This is a genomic window from Anabaena sp. 4-3 (assembly GCF_001597745.1).
In the GTDB taxonomy this organism is placed as follows: Bacteria; Cyanobacteriota; Cyanobacteriia; order Cyanobacteriales; family Nostocaceae; genus Trichormus.
This window is the reverse complement of record NZ_LUHJ01000068.1, coordinates 55,902-73,737: the sequence shown is the minus strand read 5'-3', so window position 1 is coordinate 73,737 and position 17,836 is coordinate 55,902. Positions and strand designations below refer to the sequence as shown.

At 43.9% G+C, this 17,836-nt stretch carries 12 protein-coding genes; 6 read left to right on the top strand and 6 right to left on the bottom strand.

Annotation, left to right across the window (positions count from 1 at the left end):
• Positions 1-77: 77 nt before the first annotated feature.
• The 3 genes from kdpA (at position 78) to kdpC (ending at position 4,909) form a co-directional block, all read left to right on the top strand.
• Entirely contained in the window at positions 78-1,763 is a 1,686-nt protein-coding gene (gene kdpA, locus A3775_RS19395; protein ID WP_066378637.1) for a potassium-transporting ATPase subunit KdpA, read from the top strand.
• 214 nt (positions 1,764-1,977) lie between these two features.
• Positions 1,978-4,083, top strand: coding sequence for a potassium-transporting ATPase subunit KdpB (gene kdpB, locus A3775_RS19390; RefSeq protein WP_066378639.1), 2,106 nt, complete (start codon positions 1,978-1,980; stop codon positions 4,081-4,083).
• 226 nt (positions 4,084-4,309) lie between these two features.
• Positions 4,310-4,909 (top strand): K(+)-transporting ATPase subunit C, encoded by a 600-nt coding sequence (gene kdpC / locus A3775_RS19385; protein WP_066378640.1) that lies wholly within the window; start codon positions 4,310-4,312, stop codon positions 4,907-4,909.
• A gap of 86 nt (positions 4,910-4,995) precedes the next feature.
• Here kdpC and A3775_RS19380 read toward each other — a convergent pair whose 3' ends face one another.
• Positions 4,996-5,709: an ROK family protein gene (locus A3775_RS19380; protein ID WP_066378646.1), complete on the bottom strand. Its 714-nt coding sequence runs from the start codon at positions 5,707-5,709 to the stop codon at positions 4,996-4,998.
• A 270-nt stretch (positions 5,710-5,979) separates the two neighbouring features.
• On the opposite strand from A3775_RS19380, the gene A3775_RS19375 reads away from it, so the two are divergent.
• Positions 5,980-6,777 (top strand): creatininase family protein, encoded by a 798-nt coding sequence (locus tag A3775_RS19375; protein ID WP_066378693.1) that lies wholly within the window; start codon positions 5,980-5,982, stop codon positions 6,775-6,777.
• A gap of 126 nt (positions 6,778-6,903) precedes the next feature.
• Here the strand turns inward: A3775_RS19375 and A3775_RS24765 are convergent, their stop codons facing one another.
• Complete coding sequence (locus tag A3775_RS24765; protein ID WP_066426362.1) at positions 6,904-10,005, bottom strand: hypothetical protein; 3,102 nt, start codon at positions 10,003-10,005, stop codon at positions 6,904-6,906.
• A 593-nt stretch (positions 10,006-10,598) separates the two neighbouring features.
• The gene (locus A3775_RS19360) at positions 10,599-11,435 is read right to left on the bottom strand and encodes a sulfotransferase (protein ID WP_066376930.1); all 837 of its coding nucleotides are present in this window, start codon (positions 11,433-11,435) and stop codon (positions 10,599-10,601) included.
• A gap of 1,047 nt (positions 11,436-12,482) precedes the next feature.
• Between A3775_RS19360 and A3775_RS19355 the strand changes: the two genes are divergently transcribed.
• Entirely contained in the window at positions 12,483-12,986 is a 504-nt protein-coding gene (locus tag A3775_RS19355) for a 2TM domain-containing protein (RefSeq protein WP_066426360.1), read from the top strand.
• A 110-nt stretch (positions 12,987-13,096) separates the two neighbouring features.
• Here the strand turns inward: A3775_RS19355 and A3775_RS19350 are convergent, their stop codons facing one another.
• Together A3775_RS19350 and modB are read right to left on the bottom strand one after the other, a co-directional pair.
• Positions 13,097-14,287 carry an MFS transporter gene (locus A3775_RS19350; RefSeq protein ID WP_066376932.1) on the bottom strand — a complete coding sequence of 397 codons (1,191 nt, stop codon included), beginning with the start codon at positions 14,285-14,287 and terminating at the stop codon, positions 13,097-13,099.
• Between the two features lie 176 nt (positions 14,288-14,463).
• A complete protein-coding gene (gene modB, locus A3775_RS19345; protein ID WP_066426358.1) occupies positions 14,464-16,296 on the bottom strand; it encodes a molybdate ABC transporter permease subunit in 1,833 nt (610 codons plus the stop codon).
• A gap of 663 nt (positions 16,297-16,959) precedes the next feature.
• On the opposite strand from modB, the gene A3775_RS19340 reads away from it, so the two are divergent.
• The gene (locus A3775_RS19340) at positions 16,960-17,262 is read left to right on the top strand and encodes an RNA-binding protein (RefSeq protein WP_066376936.1); all 303 of its coding nucleotides are present in this window, start codon (positions 16,960-16,962) and stop codon (positions 17,260-17,262) included.
• 67 nt (positions 17,263-17,329) lie between these two features.
• On the opposite strand, the gene A3775_RS19335 is transcribed toward A3775_RS19340, so the two are convergent.
• Entirely contained in the window at positions 17,330-17,716 is a 387-nt protein-coding gene (locus tag A3775_RS19335; protein WP_066376937.1) for a DUF760 domain-containing protein, read from the bottom strand.
• Positions 17,717-17,836: the final 120 nt, after the last annotated feature.

Sequence of the window (17,836 nt, the reverse complement as noted above, 5' to 3'; positions counted from 1 at the left end):
TCCGATATATAAATAGGTTATTTTTTATTTCTCAGAATTAGCTAGACAGTATTGGCTGAAAATTGAGCGCGAAATCAATGGGACAAGGTTTGTTACAAATTGTTTTAACACTATGTATTGTGATAGCAATCACACCCATTCTGGGTAATTACATAGCGCGTGTGTTCCTCGGTGAACGGACATTATTAGATGCTGTCATGAATCCGATAGAACGCAGTTTCTATGTAATCGCGGGGATTCGCCCTAAAGATGAAATGACGGGTTGGCAGTATGTACAAGCAATACTATCCACTAACCTGTGCATGGGTTTGCTAGTGTATTTACTGATATTTTTGCAAAGAGTTTTACCTGGAAATCCCAATGGATTTGGTGCGCCCAGGTGGGATACTCTCCTCCATACTGTAGTTTCTTTTGTTACTAATACTGACCAACAACATTACATTCCTGAAACAACCCTGAGTTACTTTTCGCAAGTTGCAGCTTTAGGATTTTTGATGTTTACCTCGGCTGCTACTGGGTTAGCGGTGGGTATTGCCTTTATTCGGGGAATAACGGGGAGAAACTTAGGCAACTTTTACGTTGATCTCATCCGTGCCATTACCAGGATATTACTGCCTATCTCGGTACTGGGTGCGATCGCCTTAGTTGCTTTAGGTGTACCGCAAACATTACAAGCACCTTTGACTGTCACCACCCTAGAGGGAGGAACCCAATACATAGCTAGAGGCCCTGTCGCCTCCTTTGAGATGATCAAAATGTTGGGTGATAACGGCGGTGGCTTCTTCGCTACTAACTCAGCCCATCCTTTTGAAAATCCCAATGGTGTGACGAACTTGATCGAAATCATCGCCATGATTGCCATTCCCGCCGCCATGATTTACACCTATGGTGTGTTTGCCAAAAACATCAAACAAGCTTGGCTGTTGTTTTGGATGGTATTTGCAGTATTTATCATTCTCGTCTGGATAGCTGCCGGAGGAGAACTACAAGGTAATCCTCTCGTCAATGGCACTTTAGGAGTAGAACAGCCGAATTTAGAAGGTAAAGAAGTCCGATTTGGTTGGGCAGAAACAGCACTATGGGCAGTGATGACAACCGCTAGCGTCTGCGGTGCTGTCAACGGCATGCACGACTCCTTAATGCCATCAGGACTATTTGCGACTTTATTTAATTTATGCTGGCAAATGATTTGGGGTGGTCAAGGAATTGGCACAGCTTATCTGTTAGTTTACCTGATTCTGACTGTATTCTTCACAGGACTGATGGTCGGACGCACACCAGAATTTTTTGGGCGCAAAATCGAAAGGCGGGAAATTATCCTCGCCAGTATGGTATTGATGATTCATCCTATCTTGGTGTTAATTCCCAGTGCGATCGCCTTAGCTTATCCCTTTTCCCTTTCCGGCATTACTAACCCCGGCTTTCATGGCATTTCTCAAGTCGTTTATGAGTACGCCTCAGCTAGTGCTAACAATGGTTCTGGTTTAGAAGGATTGGCAGATAATAGCCTGTGGTGGAATTTAAGCGGCAGTTTCAGCATTTTGGCAGGGCGTTATATTCCCATGACTGCCATCCTGCTATTAGCTGATCGTATGTCTCGTAAACAAACAGTACCCCAAACCTCTGGCACCCTCAAAACTGATTCCTTGCTATTTACCACTGTCACGGCTGGTATTGTCTTGCTTTTGGGGGTGTTGACTTTCTTCCCAGTCTTGGCTTTAGGGCCAATTGCTGAAGGTTTTAAATTAGCATCTGGTAGTTAGAAGATATTTGAGTTTCGGGGAGAAGGTAGACAAGAGACTGCTGATATTCTTTGGTGTCGCTGAATAATACTTTTAAAAGCTCACATACAGGCGCACCAGACGCAAAGAGTAAAGCCAGAAACAATTGTAAATTGCATCAGAGCTATAAGGGAGAAATTCTTGATGTTAGTTCCCCATCTCCCCGTTCATATCAATCCAATATTACATAAATTCAATGAAGACAGTGGCAGCTACCTCTAAAATAAAAACACCTCTTTCTGGTACAGGCGATCGCCGTCGCGCCAGCAAAAAAGCGAAAATTAATCCTAGACAACTCTATCTCAGGGCGATTTGGGATGCTTTTATCAAGCTTAATCCCAAAGCTGCCATCAAAAACCCGGTAATATTTTTGGTGTGGTTGGGGACTCTCATCACCTTCGCCCTCGCCATCCAACCTGATTTATTCGGCCCTACACAACAGCCAAATCCCCAACTTTTCAACGGCATATTAACCGGGACTTTGTTCTTAACGGTTTGGTTTGCTAACTTCGCGGAAGCCGTCGCCGAAGGACGAGGTAAAGCCCAAGCCGATGCTTTGCGTGCCACCAAATCAAAAACACCCGCGAAGAAACTCTCACCCGATGGTATGATCACCGAAGTCCCGGCTACTAGCCTCAGACAAGGCGACACTATATATATAGTGGCTGGTGATATCATCCCCGCCGATGGGGAGGTAATTATGGGTGTGGCTTCAGTGGATGAATCAGCCATTACTGGAGAATCTGCACCAGTCCTAAAAGAATCAGGCTCAGATATTGCCAGTTCCGTCACCGGTGGTACTCGCATTCTCTCCGATGAATTGATTATACGTGTCACCGCCGACCCAGACAAAGGCTTTATTGACCGGATGATTGCCTTAGTCGAAGGCGCAGAACGCAGCAAAACCCCCAATGAAATTACACTGAGTATATTATTGACTTTTTTGACCTTGGTGTTTTTGTTTGTGGTGGCTACCTTACCCGCCTTTGCCTACTATGTCAACAGTCCCATTAACGTCTCAATTTTAATTGCCCTACTTGTAGCTTTGATACCAACCACTATAGCGAGTTTACTTAATGCTATTGGGATTGCTGGGATGGATAGAGTAGCCCAATTTAACGTCATCGCCACATCAGGACGAGCCGTAGAAGCTTGCGGTGATGTGAATACCTTAGTTCTCGATAAAACAGGTACAATTACATTAGGTAATCGTTTAGCTGAAGAATTGATCCCGATCAATGGTCACTCAATGGCAGAAATGGCTAGCGTGGCTTGGGTCACAAGCGTATTTGATGATACACCAGAAGGTAAATCAATTCTCCGCCTAGCCGAAAAGTTGGGTGCCAAATTTGATTTAGACTTCAGACAAGCTCAAGGAGTGGAATTTTCCCCTAAAACTCGGATGAGTGGCACTAATTTACCAGGGGGAAGGGAAGCCAGAAAAGGCGCAGTAGAAGCTATTAAAGGTTTTGTCCGTTCCCGTCATGGGCAAATTAGCCCAGAATTAGATGCTGCTTATGAGCGAGTTTCCCAACAGGGGGGTACACCTTTAGCCGTGTGCTTGGGTAATGAAATCTATGGCGTGATTTATCTGAAGGATATTGTTAAACCAGGTATTCGCGATCGCTTTGACCAATTGCGCCGCATGGGAGTACGTACTATCATGCTCACAGGCGATAACCGCATTACCGCAGCCGTCATAGCTGAAGAAGCTGGCGTTGATGAATTTATCGCTGAAGCCACACCAGAAGATAAAATCACCGTCATTCAACAGGAACAAGCCCAAGGTAGACTCGTAGCCATGACTGGAGACGGAACCAACGATGCACCCGCTTTAGCTCAAGCTAACGTTGGTTTAGCCATGAATACGGGAACTCAAGCCGCCAAAGAAGCCGCCAATATGGTAGATTTGGACTCTGATCCCACCAAGTTGATTGATATTGTCAGCATCGGTAAACAACTGCTAATTACCCGTGGTGCCTTAACAACATTTTCTCTGGCTAATGATATTGCTAAATACTTTGCCATTATCCCAGTCATCTTTGCAGGTGCTAATCTGCAAGGTTTGAATATTATGAATTTAACTAGCACTAATTCGGCTGTGCTGTCAGCTTTGATTTATAACGCCTTGATTATTCCCGCTTTAATGCCCCTAGCTTTAAACGGCGTGCAATTTCGACCATTAACAGCTAATCAGTTATTACAACGCAATATTCTAATATATGGTTTGGGTGGAGTAATTGCACCATTGATTGCAATTAAATTCATAGATATCCTGATTACTGCCGTAGGATTAGCGTAAAAAGTCAATAGTAGAAACGCGATTATATTCTGACGCAAGTGTTACATGACAAAGGTCTTGTAGGGTGCGTCAGACTGTTTAAATGCTATCAATAAACGTATTTTTGATACCTGACGCACCCTACTAATATGCTGTTCCCTATTAAGAGTTCCCTGTTCTCCGTTAATCTGAATGAATTCTAGAAAAAATTACCAGTTAAATTCTTAGAGTAACTAAAAAAATGTCTATGTCTTTTATTAGAGAAATCATCAAAGCCTTTCGTCTGACTCTGGTACTGTGGTTAGTCACCGCAATTATCTATCCTCTAGCTATTTTAGTGATTGGTCAAGGTTTATTTCCAGTTCAAGCTAACGGTAGCATCATGCAAAATATAGAGGCTCAACCAATTGGTTCAGCCTTAATTGGTCAAGTGTTTGTTTCCGAAAAATATTTTCATGGTCGTCCCAGTGCAGTCAGATATTCTCAGGGGAGAAGAGCCAGAACAACGGGTATATCTGGTGCTAGTAATCTTGCACCTAGTAATCCAGAACTGCTCACTCGTATTATTGAACAAGCAAATAAACTGCAAGAAGAAAATATCCCACCTTTAGCTGATTTAATTTATACTTCTGGCTCAGGTTTAGATCCACATATTTCCGTCCAAGCTGCTAGACAACAAATAGAGCGCGTTGCTCGCGCCCGTGATGTCCAAGCCGATGAACTATTAAGGCTAGTTAATAAATATACTGAAGGGAGATTTTTAGGAATTTTTGGCGAACCAGGAGTTAATATTTTGCGGTTAAATTATGCTCTTGACTTGCAAGATATTAACCGGGAGCAAAGTTAGAGACTCTTGAGTGAGTATGAGGAAAGAATTTCTGACTCCGCTTCCTTTGCTGCCTTTGCTGCCTTTGCTGCCTCTACTCCTCAAACTTACCTTTCATCTCGCCACAAAGCAATACCACCTAATAACCCAGTGATATTAGGAATGAGTCGCACATTTAAGGGTAGCTGAAAATTTACTTTTACAGCTTCACCGCCGCCAATATAAAGGTAATCATAATTGAATAAACTCTGCAAAGATGCGATCGCCTTCTTTAACCGACGATTCCATTTTTTCTCACCAATTTTGTCTAACGCCGCCCTTCCTAGCTGTTCCTCGAAAGTTTCATTTTTGCGAAACGGATGATGTCCCATTTCCATATTCGGAACTAATTTACCATCGACAAACAAAGCCGAACCGAAACCAGTACCTAACGTAATTACCAACTCTACACCTTTACCTTTAATCGCCCCCAATCCTTGCATATCTGCATCATTAATCACCCGTACAGGTTTATTTAATCGTTGCAAAAGTGCTGTTTCTAAATCAAACCCAATCCAATCTGGATGTAAATTTACTGCTGTTTCTGTGACACCATAGCGCACCACACCCGGAAAACCTACCGAGACACGATGAAACTCACCTTGAGCAGCTGCTAATACCATGATGGCATTGATCACCACTTCTGGTGTAGCGGGTTGGGGTGTATCAACACGCGCCCGTTCACTCACGGGGTTTCCTGTGATATCTAAGACTATCGCTTTGACACCACTACCACCAATATCAACCGATAAAGTGCGAATTGAGCCATTATCCTCGACCATTGATTGTCCTTCCTTTGATTGTTTCAGACTTGGTTATTATGCGCTGAATTGGAGGTTAGAAGCTAGAGGTTGGGCAGATGAGGGAGACAAATCAATTCACAATTGTTGACGGTTGACGGTTGACGGTTGACTGGGTAAAAGTTCTTCTCCCCTGTTCCCAGTACCCAGTCCCTTCTAATTCCCAGTTAATATAAAAATGATGCGATCGCAGCAGCCAAAAGCCGCTTCTTTCATTTTGAATTTTGAATTTTGAATTTTGAATTTTCCCAGATGCACAACTTTATTCCCCCAGAACGGTTTTTTCCCTATCTCACCTGGACTGAAATTCAGGCTATGCCGAATAAGGAAAATGTTGTTATCATTCAACCAGTGGGGGCAATTGAACAACACGGGCCTCATCTACCACTGATTGTTGATGCTGCTATTAGTGTAGGTGTTTTAGGTAAGGCTTTGTCAAAGTTGGATGCTAATATTCCGGCTTACGCTTTGCCTACTTTATATTATGGTAAATCTAACGAACATTGGCACTTTCCCGGTACAATTACCCTCAGCACCGAAACACTCACCGCTACAATCATCGAAGTTGCCGAAAGTATCTACCGTGCTGGCTTTAGAAAGCTAGTATTGATGAATTCCCACGGGGGACAACCCCAAGTGATGCAAATGGCAGCGCGGGATTTACACGTTAAGTATGGCGACTTTTGGGTATTTCCGCTTTTTACTTGGCGTGTACCTCACATTACTAAAGAATTGCTGACACCAAAGGAAGCAACCCAAGGAATGCACGCCGGAGACGCGGAAACTAGCATTATGCTGGCTATTTTACCAGAGCAGGTGAGGTTAGAGCAAGCAGTGGCGGAATATCCCCCAGAACAGCCGGCAGGTAGTTTGTTGAGTTGGGAGGGTAAGCTACCCGTGGCTTGGGTGACAAAGGATATTAGTAAAAGTGGTGTAATTGGTGATGCGACTACAGCGACTAAAGAAAAAGGCGATCGCATTTTAGAATCTGTCTCTGATGGTTGGGTAGACGTAATTACAGAAATTTACAACTTTCGCCAGCCTAGTTAAACATCAGTCTTGTAGTCTTGTAGGGTGCGTCAGACTGCTTAAATGCTGCCAATAAACAGATTTTTGATATCTGACGCACCCTACTAATATGCCAGTTGCGTAAGTCCTGACAGTGAGAGAATCAGTTTACCTGACCGCCTGACCACCGTCAACAACAAAACTGTCAGCAGTTAAAACCGCACGATTGGAGAACAAGCCTATTTGTACCGACGCACCAGCACCACTACCATCAGCATCAAAGAACAGTGCGCCTGTAGTTTGATTGTAAATCAAGCGGTGAGTGTCTGTAGTCGCACTCGTCCCCCTGATAAACCAGCTGTTATCAGCGATCATTTGTGGTGTGATACCCAACTCAGATGCAGACACTTGGATAATATCTTCACCAACGCGGAAATCGTTAATAGTATCAACACCACCGAGAACACCAATCAAGTCAAAGGTATCTGCACCACGACCACCAACTAGGGTATCATCACCAACACCACCAGTGAGTGTATCGTCCCCGACTCCCCCGGAGAGAAAATCATCACCGTCTAAACCACGCAATTCATTATTTTGATTGTTACCAAAGATGTGGTTATCGAGTTCATTACCTTCACCAAATTCAGCATTTCTCACCAATGTCAGGTTTTCTAAGTGGTCGCCTAATGTCCAATCTACAACAGAGATAACTGTATCAATACCTTCATCGGCGAGTTCAACAATCGTGTCGTCTCCACTATCGACTTCGTAGATATCATTACCAACACCACCAAATAGACTATCATCCCCAGCACCACCATCAAGTCGGTCATTATCAGCACCACCATACAGGGTGTCGTTACCGCCCTTACCCATTAACCAATCATCACCTTCTAAACCAGATAAGATATTATTGGCATTGTTACCGATAATATGGTTATTGAGGCTGTTACCAGTACCATTCTCGGCATTACCCAAGAGGGTGAGATTTTCCAAGTGATTTCCGAGTGTGTAGTCGATGAAAGAGTTAACTTTATCTCTGCCTTCGTCTGCCATCTCAACTACGGTGTCGCCGAGACTATCGACAGTATAGATATCGTTACCACGACCACCAATCAGGCTATCATTTCCTGTTCCACCGTCGAGGTTGTCGTCACCGTCGCCTCCATCAAGGGTATCTTCACCTTGGTTGCCGTAGAGTAGGTCAAAGCCAGCATCATCACCACCTTTGATGATATCATCACCTGCGCCACCGAATACGTAGTCATTACCAGCACCGCCATCGAGGTTGTCGTCACCGCCGCCTCCTAGCAGGTAGTCATTACCGTCTAAGCCTTCAATGACATCGGCGTTGTTTCCACCTCGGAGAATTTCTTTTTCGCCTGTGCCTTGGATGGGTGTGCCGTTGTAATCGGTGATGTTGACGGTAATATCAGCAATGCTGAGGTTGCTGTAGTTACTATCGTCGCTACTGATGGTATGGGTGATAGTACCTGTGTGATTGCCTTCTGTGATGGCATCATTCAAGGCTTTGACTGTGACTTCTTGGGCTATGTTCCAGTTGGCGGGGGTGAAGGTGAGGGTGTTGGGGCTGGTTGTTAGTTGTGTACCAGGGTTGAGAGTAATGGTGACATCATCTGTGGGTTGTCTGTCGAGGACGACTGTATAAGTATCTCCTTCCCCGCCTTCGGTGACATCTGTGCTGCCGTCAGTTGGGCTGATGGTGACACCTGCGGTATCGTTGTCGGTGATAGCAACGTTGATGGGATTAATCGTCAAATTAGAATAGTTAGGATCGTTGCTAGTGACTGTGTGGGTGATAGTATCTGAGTGATTACCCTCAATTACAGCATCATTCAGGGCTATGACTGTGACTTCTTGGGCTATGTTCCAGTTGGCGGGGGTGAAGGTGAGGGTGTTGGGGCTGGTTGTTAGTTGTGTGCCAGGGTTGAGAGTAATGGTGACATCATCTGTGGGTTGGCTGTTGAGGACGACTGTATAAGTATCTCCTTCTCCGCCTTCGGTGACATCTGTGCTGTCGTCGGTTTCGCTGATGGTGACACCTGCTTCTACGGCAGGAACAGCGAAAGCACCGTAAATATCATCGTTGTCGGTTTCTGTACCAGCATCGTCAGCAGCACTGTTGCCGTTGAAAGTATTTCCTGTAGCTGAGACTGTAGGTGGTGCTTCTTGGGGCATTGCTTGGTTGTTGCCGTTGGGGTTGCTGGTGGACTGCATGATAAATATCGCGCCACCTAAGCCCTTACCATTCTCAAAACCTGTGCCACCTGTAGCAGTGTTGTTATTGAAGGTGGTGTTGTTGAGTGTCAATGAACCACTGCGGATAAATATACCGCCACCCATACCAGCACCGCCGCCGCTGCCGTCGTAGCCACCGCCACCGCTACCGCCGCCGAAGCCACCATTGCCGCCGCTGCCGTAGTAGCCACCGCCACCACCACCACCGTAGCCACCACTGCCGCCATTGCCGTAGCCGTAGCCACCGCCACCACCGAAGCCGCCATTGCCGCCGTTGCCGTAGCCGTAGCCGTAGCCGTAGCCGTAGCCACCGCCACCGCCACCGCCGCCACCGAAGCCACCATTGCCGCCATTGCCGTAGCCACCGCCACCGCCACCGAAACCGCCGTTGCCGCCGTTGGTGCCACCTCTGCCGCCGTAATTGCCGTTGCCGCCATAGCCACCATTGCTACCATCGCTATTAGCAAACAGCCCACCGCCGCCGAAGCCAGTGGCGTTGCCAAACATCCCACCGCCACTACCGGACAAGATATCGCCGTTGTCCAGGTGAACACGCATACCACTGCCGCCTTGTGCCTTGTTATTGCTAAAGGTGACATCAGTTAATGACACAGTGCCATCATAGATGAACAAGCCGCCGCCCATACCAGCACCACCGCCACCGTAGTAACTATCTCCCCCTTTAGCCATGCTATTGGTGATGGTTAAATTCGAGATATTCACTGTGCCGGACTTGATAAACAAGGGGCGAACATCACCATCATCAGTAATACCATTGTTATTAGCATCACCGCTAATACTGTTACCATTCCCGACAATTGTGATGTTGCTGTTAATCAGGGTTTTCATCACTCCTGTAACGCGCACATCACTGTCGAGGGTGATGGTGTCATCTCCATCTTGTTGATTGGCTTGTAAAATCGCCCAACTCAGAGTACCTACGGTATCACCAAGACCATTATCAGTTGCTTGGGTGACTAGCAATGGTTCGTTGACTGAAGGTGCCATATTAATTCTCCTGTTGTTAATGAAAGTTTGTCTGAGTTCTACAAATCTCTAGAGATTTGTCCTCAATCGAGTGCTTTAACTTGTCGCAGCACTTGATTCAGGCTGAATGAAATTTCTGACTGTTGAAGGGTTCGGGAAAACCCCTCTCCCAACCTCTCCCCTATAAGGAGAGAGGCTTTAATTGTTCCCCCTTCCCTACTAGGGCTGGAAAACCCCTCTCCATAGCTTGCTTCTCTTTCAGAGACGCTACGCGAACCCGCAGGGTACCTCTCCCCTATAAGGAGAGAGGCTTTAATTGTTCCCCCTTCCCTACTAGGGAAGGGGGTTAGGGGGTGAGGTTTCTGACTGTTGACGGGTTCGGGAAAACCCCTCTCCAAACCTCCGAACAGCATGAGTAGAGACGTTGCATGCAACGTCTCTACAACCCGCCCTTCCCTAGTAGGGAAGGGGGTGAGGGGGTGAGGTTTGACGTTAGCTTTTCCACATAAGGTGAAAAGTCAAATAACTTGAAGTTGGCAATGGGGAAAACTTGCTTCTACCCTGGTTTTTGCCGTTGTGGACAGTGCATCGCCCTACGGTGTTTGACCATCTGTTTAGAGTGTGTCTAAAGGCTGGGCAACAATGACGTTTGCTTGACTGTTTCTCAGTTCTGTCCAAAAACTCAAGTCGTAATATTTGATAAATAAATCTGGTGGTAAAATGGTTTGTCGTGGTTTAAACTCTACTTTTTCTCTGACTTTATGTAAGCCTTGAGTCTGGAGTCTTTGATCAAATTCCGGTTCATCATACTGCACATTATCAAAATCATGGGGAAAGGGTTCTGTCTCTAAAAATTGATAAATTAGTGATATGGTCTTCTCTGGATTTTGAGTTAATAAATCATATTCAACTAAGAGTAAAGATTGGCTATGTTCACCATAAAAAGCTTCTTTGAGGGCATTATAAGCAAACCCTACTAATCGACTTCCTTGACTCAATGCTTCAGTCCGGCTGTAAACGTTGGCGCGTTCCTGAGAATTATTAAATAATTTGGAAACATCAAAGGCATTACGCCGCACTAGCCGCTCAACACTATCCATAATCCAGGCTATATTACGGACGCAGCAAATTACTTTGGCATCTGGAAATAGTTGATTAATTAATGATAGTTTACTACACCAACCCCGATGAGTATCAAAGATAATATCTTTATCTGCTTGGTCTTGATAATATGCGTTAAAAATATTTAAGACTAAAGAGCGTTTTTGTTCTGGTGAGATAAAAACAGAAAATTCGTTATCTTCACTCATTGCTTCTAGCATCCGATCCACCAGTGAGCTTACAGGGCTGGACATACTAGCGTGAAATCGGGGATTTTGTCTGAGTATAGCACCCAGCAATGTCGAACCAGAGCGTGGTAGCCCTGAGATAAAGTTTAACTTTGCATTCATTGAAAATTTAGGGTTTTTGCTTGTGCATACCGCTATTTGCACCATAAATATTATCTAAATTAGCTATATTTACTCATCCGTAATTCTACTGGTATTTTAGCTAATGATTAGGGGGAATAGGTAAGAGGAAAAACTACTAGGGGTTGTTTAACTGAATTCATCAATTCTTCAAAATTACCTTAGAGATTATTGATCAAGTAAAACTTAAATTGTAGTCGTGTCAGTCCATTAGGGTGCGTTGGCTGAGAGTACGGCATCGTATTTATTGGTGCGTTACGGCTAATTTCTACTCTCTCAAATGCTCAAATTCTTTCATGGCCGTAACACACACTACTCAATATTTACTTGATAAATAGCCTCTTTGTAAAAATTAAATTTGAATATTTCATAATGTATTTTTTTGTTTATTTTTATGATGGTTAATAATATATTGATGAATAAGAGTAAACCAGCAATTTTTGAAAAAAATCATGAGATTTACTAATGCGTAGGATAGAATAATGTTTATATAGAAATCCGGTTTGATTTTTGCATAAAATCAGGTATTTGTATTGGACTGACACGACTAAAATGATGCAAAAAAATTGTAGGTTGGGGAGCCATCGCCGTGGAAGGGTTTCCCGGATTGGGGCGAATGGCGTTTGACTTCAAGAAACCCAATACCAATATCTTAGTTGGGTTGCGCTGCGCTTAACCCAACCTACATCTAATGCACTATTTTAGCCCGGTCACGCTACTACTGGCGTGGCAAGCCTTAAATGTTGCATTAAAACTCTCTTGTGGGATAAGCTCCCTATCCCCTCCGGTGCAGGCTAGAAGCCCGCACCACAAGAACTATATTTGTGCATCATTTTAGCCTTGCCACGCTACTACATCTACATCTGATGCACAAAATTAGCTGTGTCAGTCGAGTACAATGGCTGTGATTGAGGTAGTTTTGGAAATATTTGCTAGTGTAGAGATAGGACAATATCTGAGATGATGCAATCTAGCTGATGGCTAGCGGGCGATGAATCTTAAGCGAGAAAATACCTACAGATAGCAACTATGACGGACTTTGATTCTCAAAACAACCGTTTTTATAGCCAAGATGATGTACAAAGAATTCTACAACTTGCGATCGCCCGCCAAGCTGACGACCAAGAAAAAGAGTTTAGCTATGAGCAAATTGTAGAAATTGCTCAGGAGTTAGACATCTCGCCGGAGAGTTTAAAGTTAGCAGAGAAAGACTGGCGATCGCAACACCAAGAAATCCAGCAGCGTCAAGCTTTTAATACTTACCGTCTGACAAGATTTAAGAAGCGTTTGGGCAATTATACTATTGTCAATGGTTTTCTGATTTTGGCTGATTTTGTCGGTGGTGGGACTATTTCTTGGTCGCTTTACCTGTTAGTATTCAGTGGGTTAGCAGTCGGGTTGGATGTTTGGAACACTTTTCTGATGAAGGGTGAAGAATATGAAAGGGCTTTTCAAAGATGGTATCGCAGACATCAAGTTAAACAAACTATTAACACTTTTGTAAATAGGTGGTTTAAAGTTTTGCAGATTTAGTTATTAGTCATTAGTCGTTGGTCATTAGTTATTAGTTATTTGTAGGGACGTTGCATACAACGTCTCTACAAGTCAATATTTATTATTCAACCCTGCACTTATGCACCGTTTTACACTTGTTTTGTTAGTGCGGTATTAGTCTTGTCAGCTTGCAATTTTACCCAGGTGAAAAATACTATTGCTAATAGTTGAGTGGCGGAAGAAAAAACTATTAACGTAGTAATTGAATGGTCATATAACACACCCATTAAGGTACTACCTAAAAACCACGCTAGACCATAGCCAGTGCTGAAAATACCGTAGGCTGTGGCGCGTTTGTGCTTGGGAACCATACCAGCGATCGCAGCTTTTAAAACTGATTCTTGCGCTCCCATGCCAATCCCCCAAAATGCTATCCCTAACAGTGCTAGTTGGGTATTGCCTAAAAATACCAATGGCGCAAATAAAGATGAGAGCAAAGCCGCAGTAATTAACACAAAAATCCCAATGCGGTCAAACAGATAGCCAAAGATTAACGCTGCTACCGCATCTACACCCATCGCTAAAGCATAAAACAAAGGTATGGTTTGCCCCGTAGCGATACCTTGTTTTTGAAAATGAAACGCAATCAAAGGGAAGTCTGCATAACCGGCGGCGATAATGGCCACAGCACCCAAATAAATCCAAAATATCTGCGGTAATTCTTCCTCTTTGGGACTATCCTCTGTTTCTTCCTCAAAATCTCTAGGGTTAGGATAAATAAATTGTAAAACTCCCAACACTACTAAACCCAAAACCGCAGGGACAATCAATACTGTAAAGCCATTGCGATATTCTCCCTGAAAATAAACCATCGCCGCTACAGCCAAAGGCCCCATAACAGCACCAGTTTGATCCATTGCTTCATGTAAACCAAAGCCAAAGCCTCGGCCAATTTGACTGACACCGTGGGAAAGCAGCGCATCTCGTGGAGGAGTACGAATAGCTTTACCTGTGCGTTCTGCCATCATTAAACCTGCGGCTACTTCCCACCTGCCAGCTAATGCTAACAATGGCACAACGGCAGTATTTAAAAAGTAACCTAATGTTGTGATTCCCCAATATTTACCTGTTTGGTCGCTGAGATATCCAATCACTAGACGAAAGCCATAGCCAATTAATTCGCCAAAACCAGCTACTAGACCGACTACTGTGCCGCTAGCTCCCAAAACCTCTAAATAAGCCCCTGTGATGCTACGCGCGCCTTCATAGGTAGCATCAGCACAGAGACTAACAAAACCCAACAAAATGACAAACCGTAAAGCGGCTGTTTTCTGCGGCATACTCCATCAAATCCATAATAGCTTTCATATTGAAGCACAGGATTTGGGGATTGGGGACTGGGGACTGGGGACTGGGGATTGGGGATTGGGGATTGGGGACTAATGACTAATGACTAATGACTAATGACTAATGACTAATGACTAATGACTAATGACTAATGACCAATGACTAATGACTAATGACTATTCATTAAAATTAGCCGCAGGGGGTCTAAACGCACATACCAGGGGAAAGGTTGATCTTTGAGAGTTGCCCATTTCTCTTTGTAGACTTCGGCTTGTATGTGGTAATCGTGTAAGTCGTTGGCTGGAGAATTGAGTTTTAAAAACAATGTCATGCGGTGGGGTGTTTCGCTGGTTCGGGCTAACCAGCACGGAAAAGAGTTTGTTTGGCTGGGTTCTTTGGTGAATGTGAGATGATGGGCGCGGATGCCAATATGCGTTACTTCTGGGGGTATTGCTTCCATAACTCGCAATTGACAACCCCAATCAAGGGCTTCTATCTGTTGCGATGTGTGAACAATAGCACTGGAGAAGTTTTTGCAGCCGGTGATTTGAGCAACACTCACTGTTGCCGGATGCTCAAAAATATCGTATTTAGAACCATGATGTACGGTTCTACCTTTTTCCATGACTAGCAAGTTAGGACAAACTCGGTAAGCTTCTTCCATGTTATGGGTGACAAATAGTGTCACACCTCGATATTCGGCTAGAGTTTCTATCATTTGCTGTTCTAGTTGACTACGCAGATATGTGTCGAGGGCGGAAAAAGGTTCATCTAATAGTAAGGCTTGTGGTTGACTGGCTAAGGCTCTAGCTAAGGCTACTCGTTGTTGTTGTCCGCCAGAAAGTTGGTGCGGGTAGCGATCGCCTAATCCTGTTAACTGCATGGCTGTTAATAATTCTGCGATTTGCGATCGCATTTTCTGGGCTGAGATTCCTTGAGGTAGTCCAAACGCGATGTTTTGCGCTACTGTCATATTTGGGAATAGGGCATAGTTCTGGAATAAAAAACCAATCTGGCGATCGCGGCTAGGTAGATTAATTCTCTTTTCGGAATCAAATAACACTCTACCATTTAAAACTATCCGTCCTTTCGTCGGTGTCTCAATTCCGGCAATACACCGCAAAATCATACTTTTACCCGCACCCGAACCGCCCAACAATCCCAACGGTTGCTCATCACTATTAAAAGACACTTTCAGGTGAAAACTCGGTAATCGCTTCTCAATATCCACCAACAGCTTCACCTCACCAGATGCAGCCGATAACCCAAAAATCTCACTTCCTTGCACCCCTGCACCCCCGCACCCCTGCACCCCTGCACCCGTGTTTCCTTGTCTCCCCCTACTTCCCCTCTGTTCTTGCCAAAAGTTAACAGTAATAATAGCTGATAGGGAAACAATCAGAATCGCCCACGACCAAAACCAAGCCTCATCATTCGCCCCAGCTTCCACAGCAAAATAAATAGCCATGGGGATGGTCTGTGTTTGTCCGGGGATGTTACCAGCTAACATTAATGTGGCACCGAATTCACCCAAGGCGCGGGCAAAGGCCAGAGATGTCGCTGCTAAAATGCCTGGGAATGCTAGGGGTAAACTGATACACCAAAAGATTGTCCACTCATTTGCTCCCAAGGTTCTGGCTACTTGGAGGAGATTGCTATCAATTTGTTTAAACGCCCCCAATGCAGTTTTATACATTAAAGGGAAAGAGACTACTGTAGCTGCGATCGCTGCCCCGTACCAAGTAAATACTACACTGATATCGAAAGGTTGCAAAAATTGCCCCATTGGGCCATTTTTGCCGAAAAACAGCAGTAACAAAAAGCCCACAACCGTAGGAGGTAAAATCAAGGGAGCTACAAAAATCCCCTCAATCAACGATTTGCCCTTACCACGATATCCCAACATCCAGTATGCAGCCGCAATACCCAAAAAGAAGGTAATAAATGTAGCCAATAACGAAGTTTTCAGTGATATCCAGAGGGGTGACAAATCCATTGGCATAGTTGTATTCACCAGAACTAAGGAGCAACAAACTTTCTCGTCAAATTTCTCTTACCTTCCTAATTTACCAACTTTATGATGATTTAGTTGGTATATCACAACAATTTACTGGATTCTTTCTGAATTATCTAGTTGCTAGTTCACATCCCAGACTGTTTTTTCTGGCTCTTTGCCAAGCATCGCCACCTCTTGAGTTATGGAACAGTCTATGTTTAAAATATTGCCAACTTAGCTAAAATTCCGTATTATTGATTACACATTGCCCAAAGTAATGTTAATTAGATATCGCCTCATCTCACCTGAATCAATAGCAGCTTCTGAAGCTGCCAAGACAAATAGTAAAATTTATCAGGACTTACGCAACTGGCATATTAGTAGGGTGCGTCAGATATCAACAATATGTTTGTTGACAGCATTTAGGCAGTCTGACGCACCCTACAAGACATATTTAATGTGACACTTGCGTCAGTCCGATATTTATGTTTTTTTGTAAATTTTTTTAAATTTTTTCATGACTATCAGAATTTATGTGTAATGATGAGGTGTGAGACTTAATTCGGCGATGGCGTTTGTTTTTAGTATTGACAGGCTTTTTCCTTTTGGTATTTACAGACTCTCTCCGAAATCTAACTCTCTGCATACTCATGATTTTGGAGAAGATTGATGTCGATTTACGTAGGTAACCTTTCCTATGAAGTTACCCAAGATGCGCTTACTGCTGTGTTTGCAGAATATGGCACTGTAAAGCGTGTTCAGCTACCAACAGATCGTGAAACAGGTCGCTTACGTGGCTTTGGTTTTGTCGAAATGGAAACAGAAGCAGAAGAAGCAGCAGCCATTGATGCGCTTGATGGTGCTGAGTGGATGGGTCGTGATATGAAAGTCAACAAAGCCAGACCCAAAGAAGATAGAGGCTCATTTGGTGGAAATCGTGGTGGTGGTGGCTACAACCGTAACCGCTATTAATTTTAATTGATTAACTTGAATTGAGCAAAGGCTCAAGTTCCAATGCTTGAGCCTTTTTTTGGTATTTTTAATCGGCTAATTCTTCTGCTTGAGAATTTTCTAACCACGGATAAATATTGGCGTTAAGTTGATCATTGCTAGGCAAAAATCTTTTCTCTAACTCTAGACGCTGTTCTGCGTTACGCAAGAAATACCCATCTACCATTGCAGAACCTAAAAGCTTTCCTAACTCCTCGCGGCTAGTTGTGATAGTTGTGTTAAACTTGTTACCCAGTAAATTACCCAAAGTTGCCATCACAGAACGTTGAATTAAATGAAGCACTTCTACTGAACCGGGTTTAGATAATTCCTTAACAGTTTCAGGATTCAGAGATTGCAGATATTCCCACAGCCGGTTATCATTTATGAATTCAGTCAAAGCATTTTCGGGATTGCGATGGGAATCATTACTCATAGCAATTATCTCAATGGTTGCTCAACTATCAATTAATTTAACAATTTAATTTTTATAGCTAGTTCGCATAACCGAACTCTTCTAGAGGGTAGTAACACTACAGATAGTCATTAGTCATTG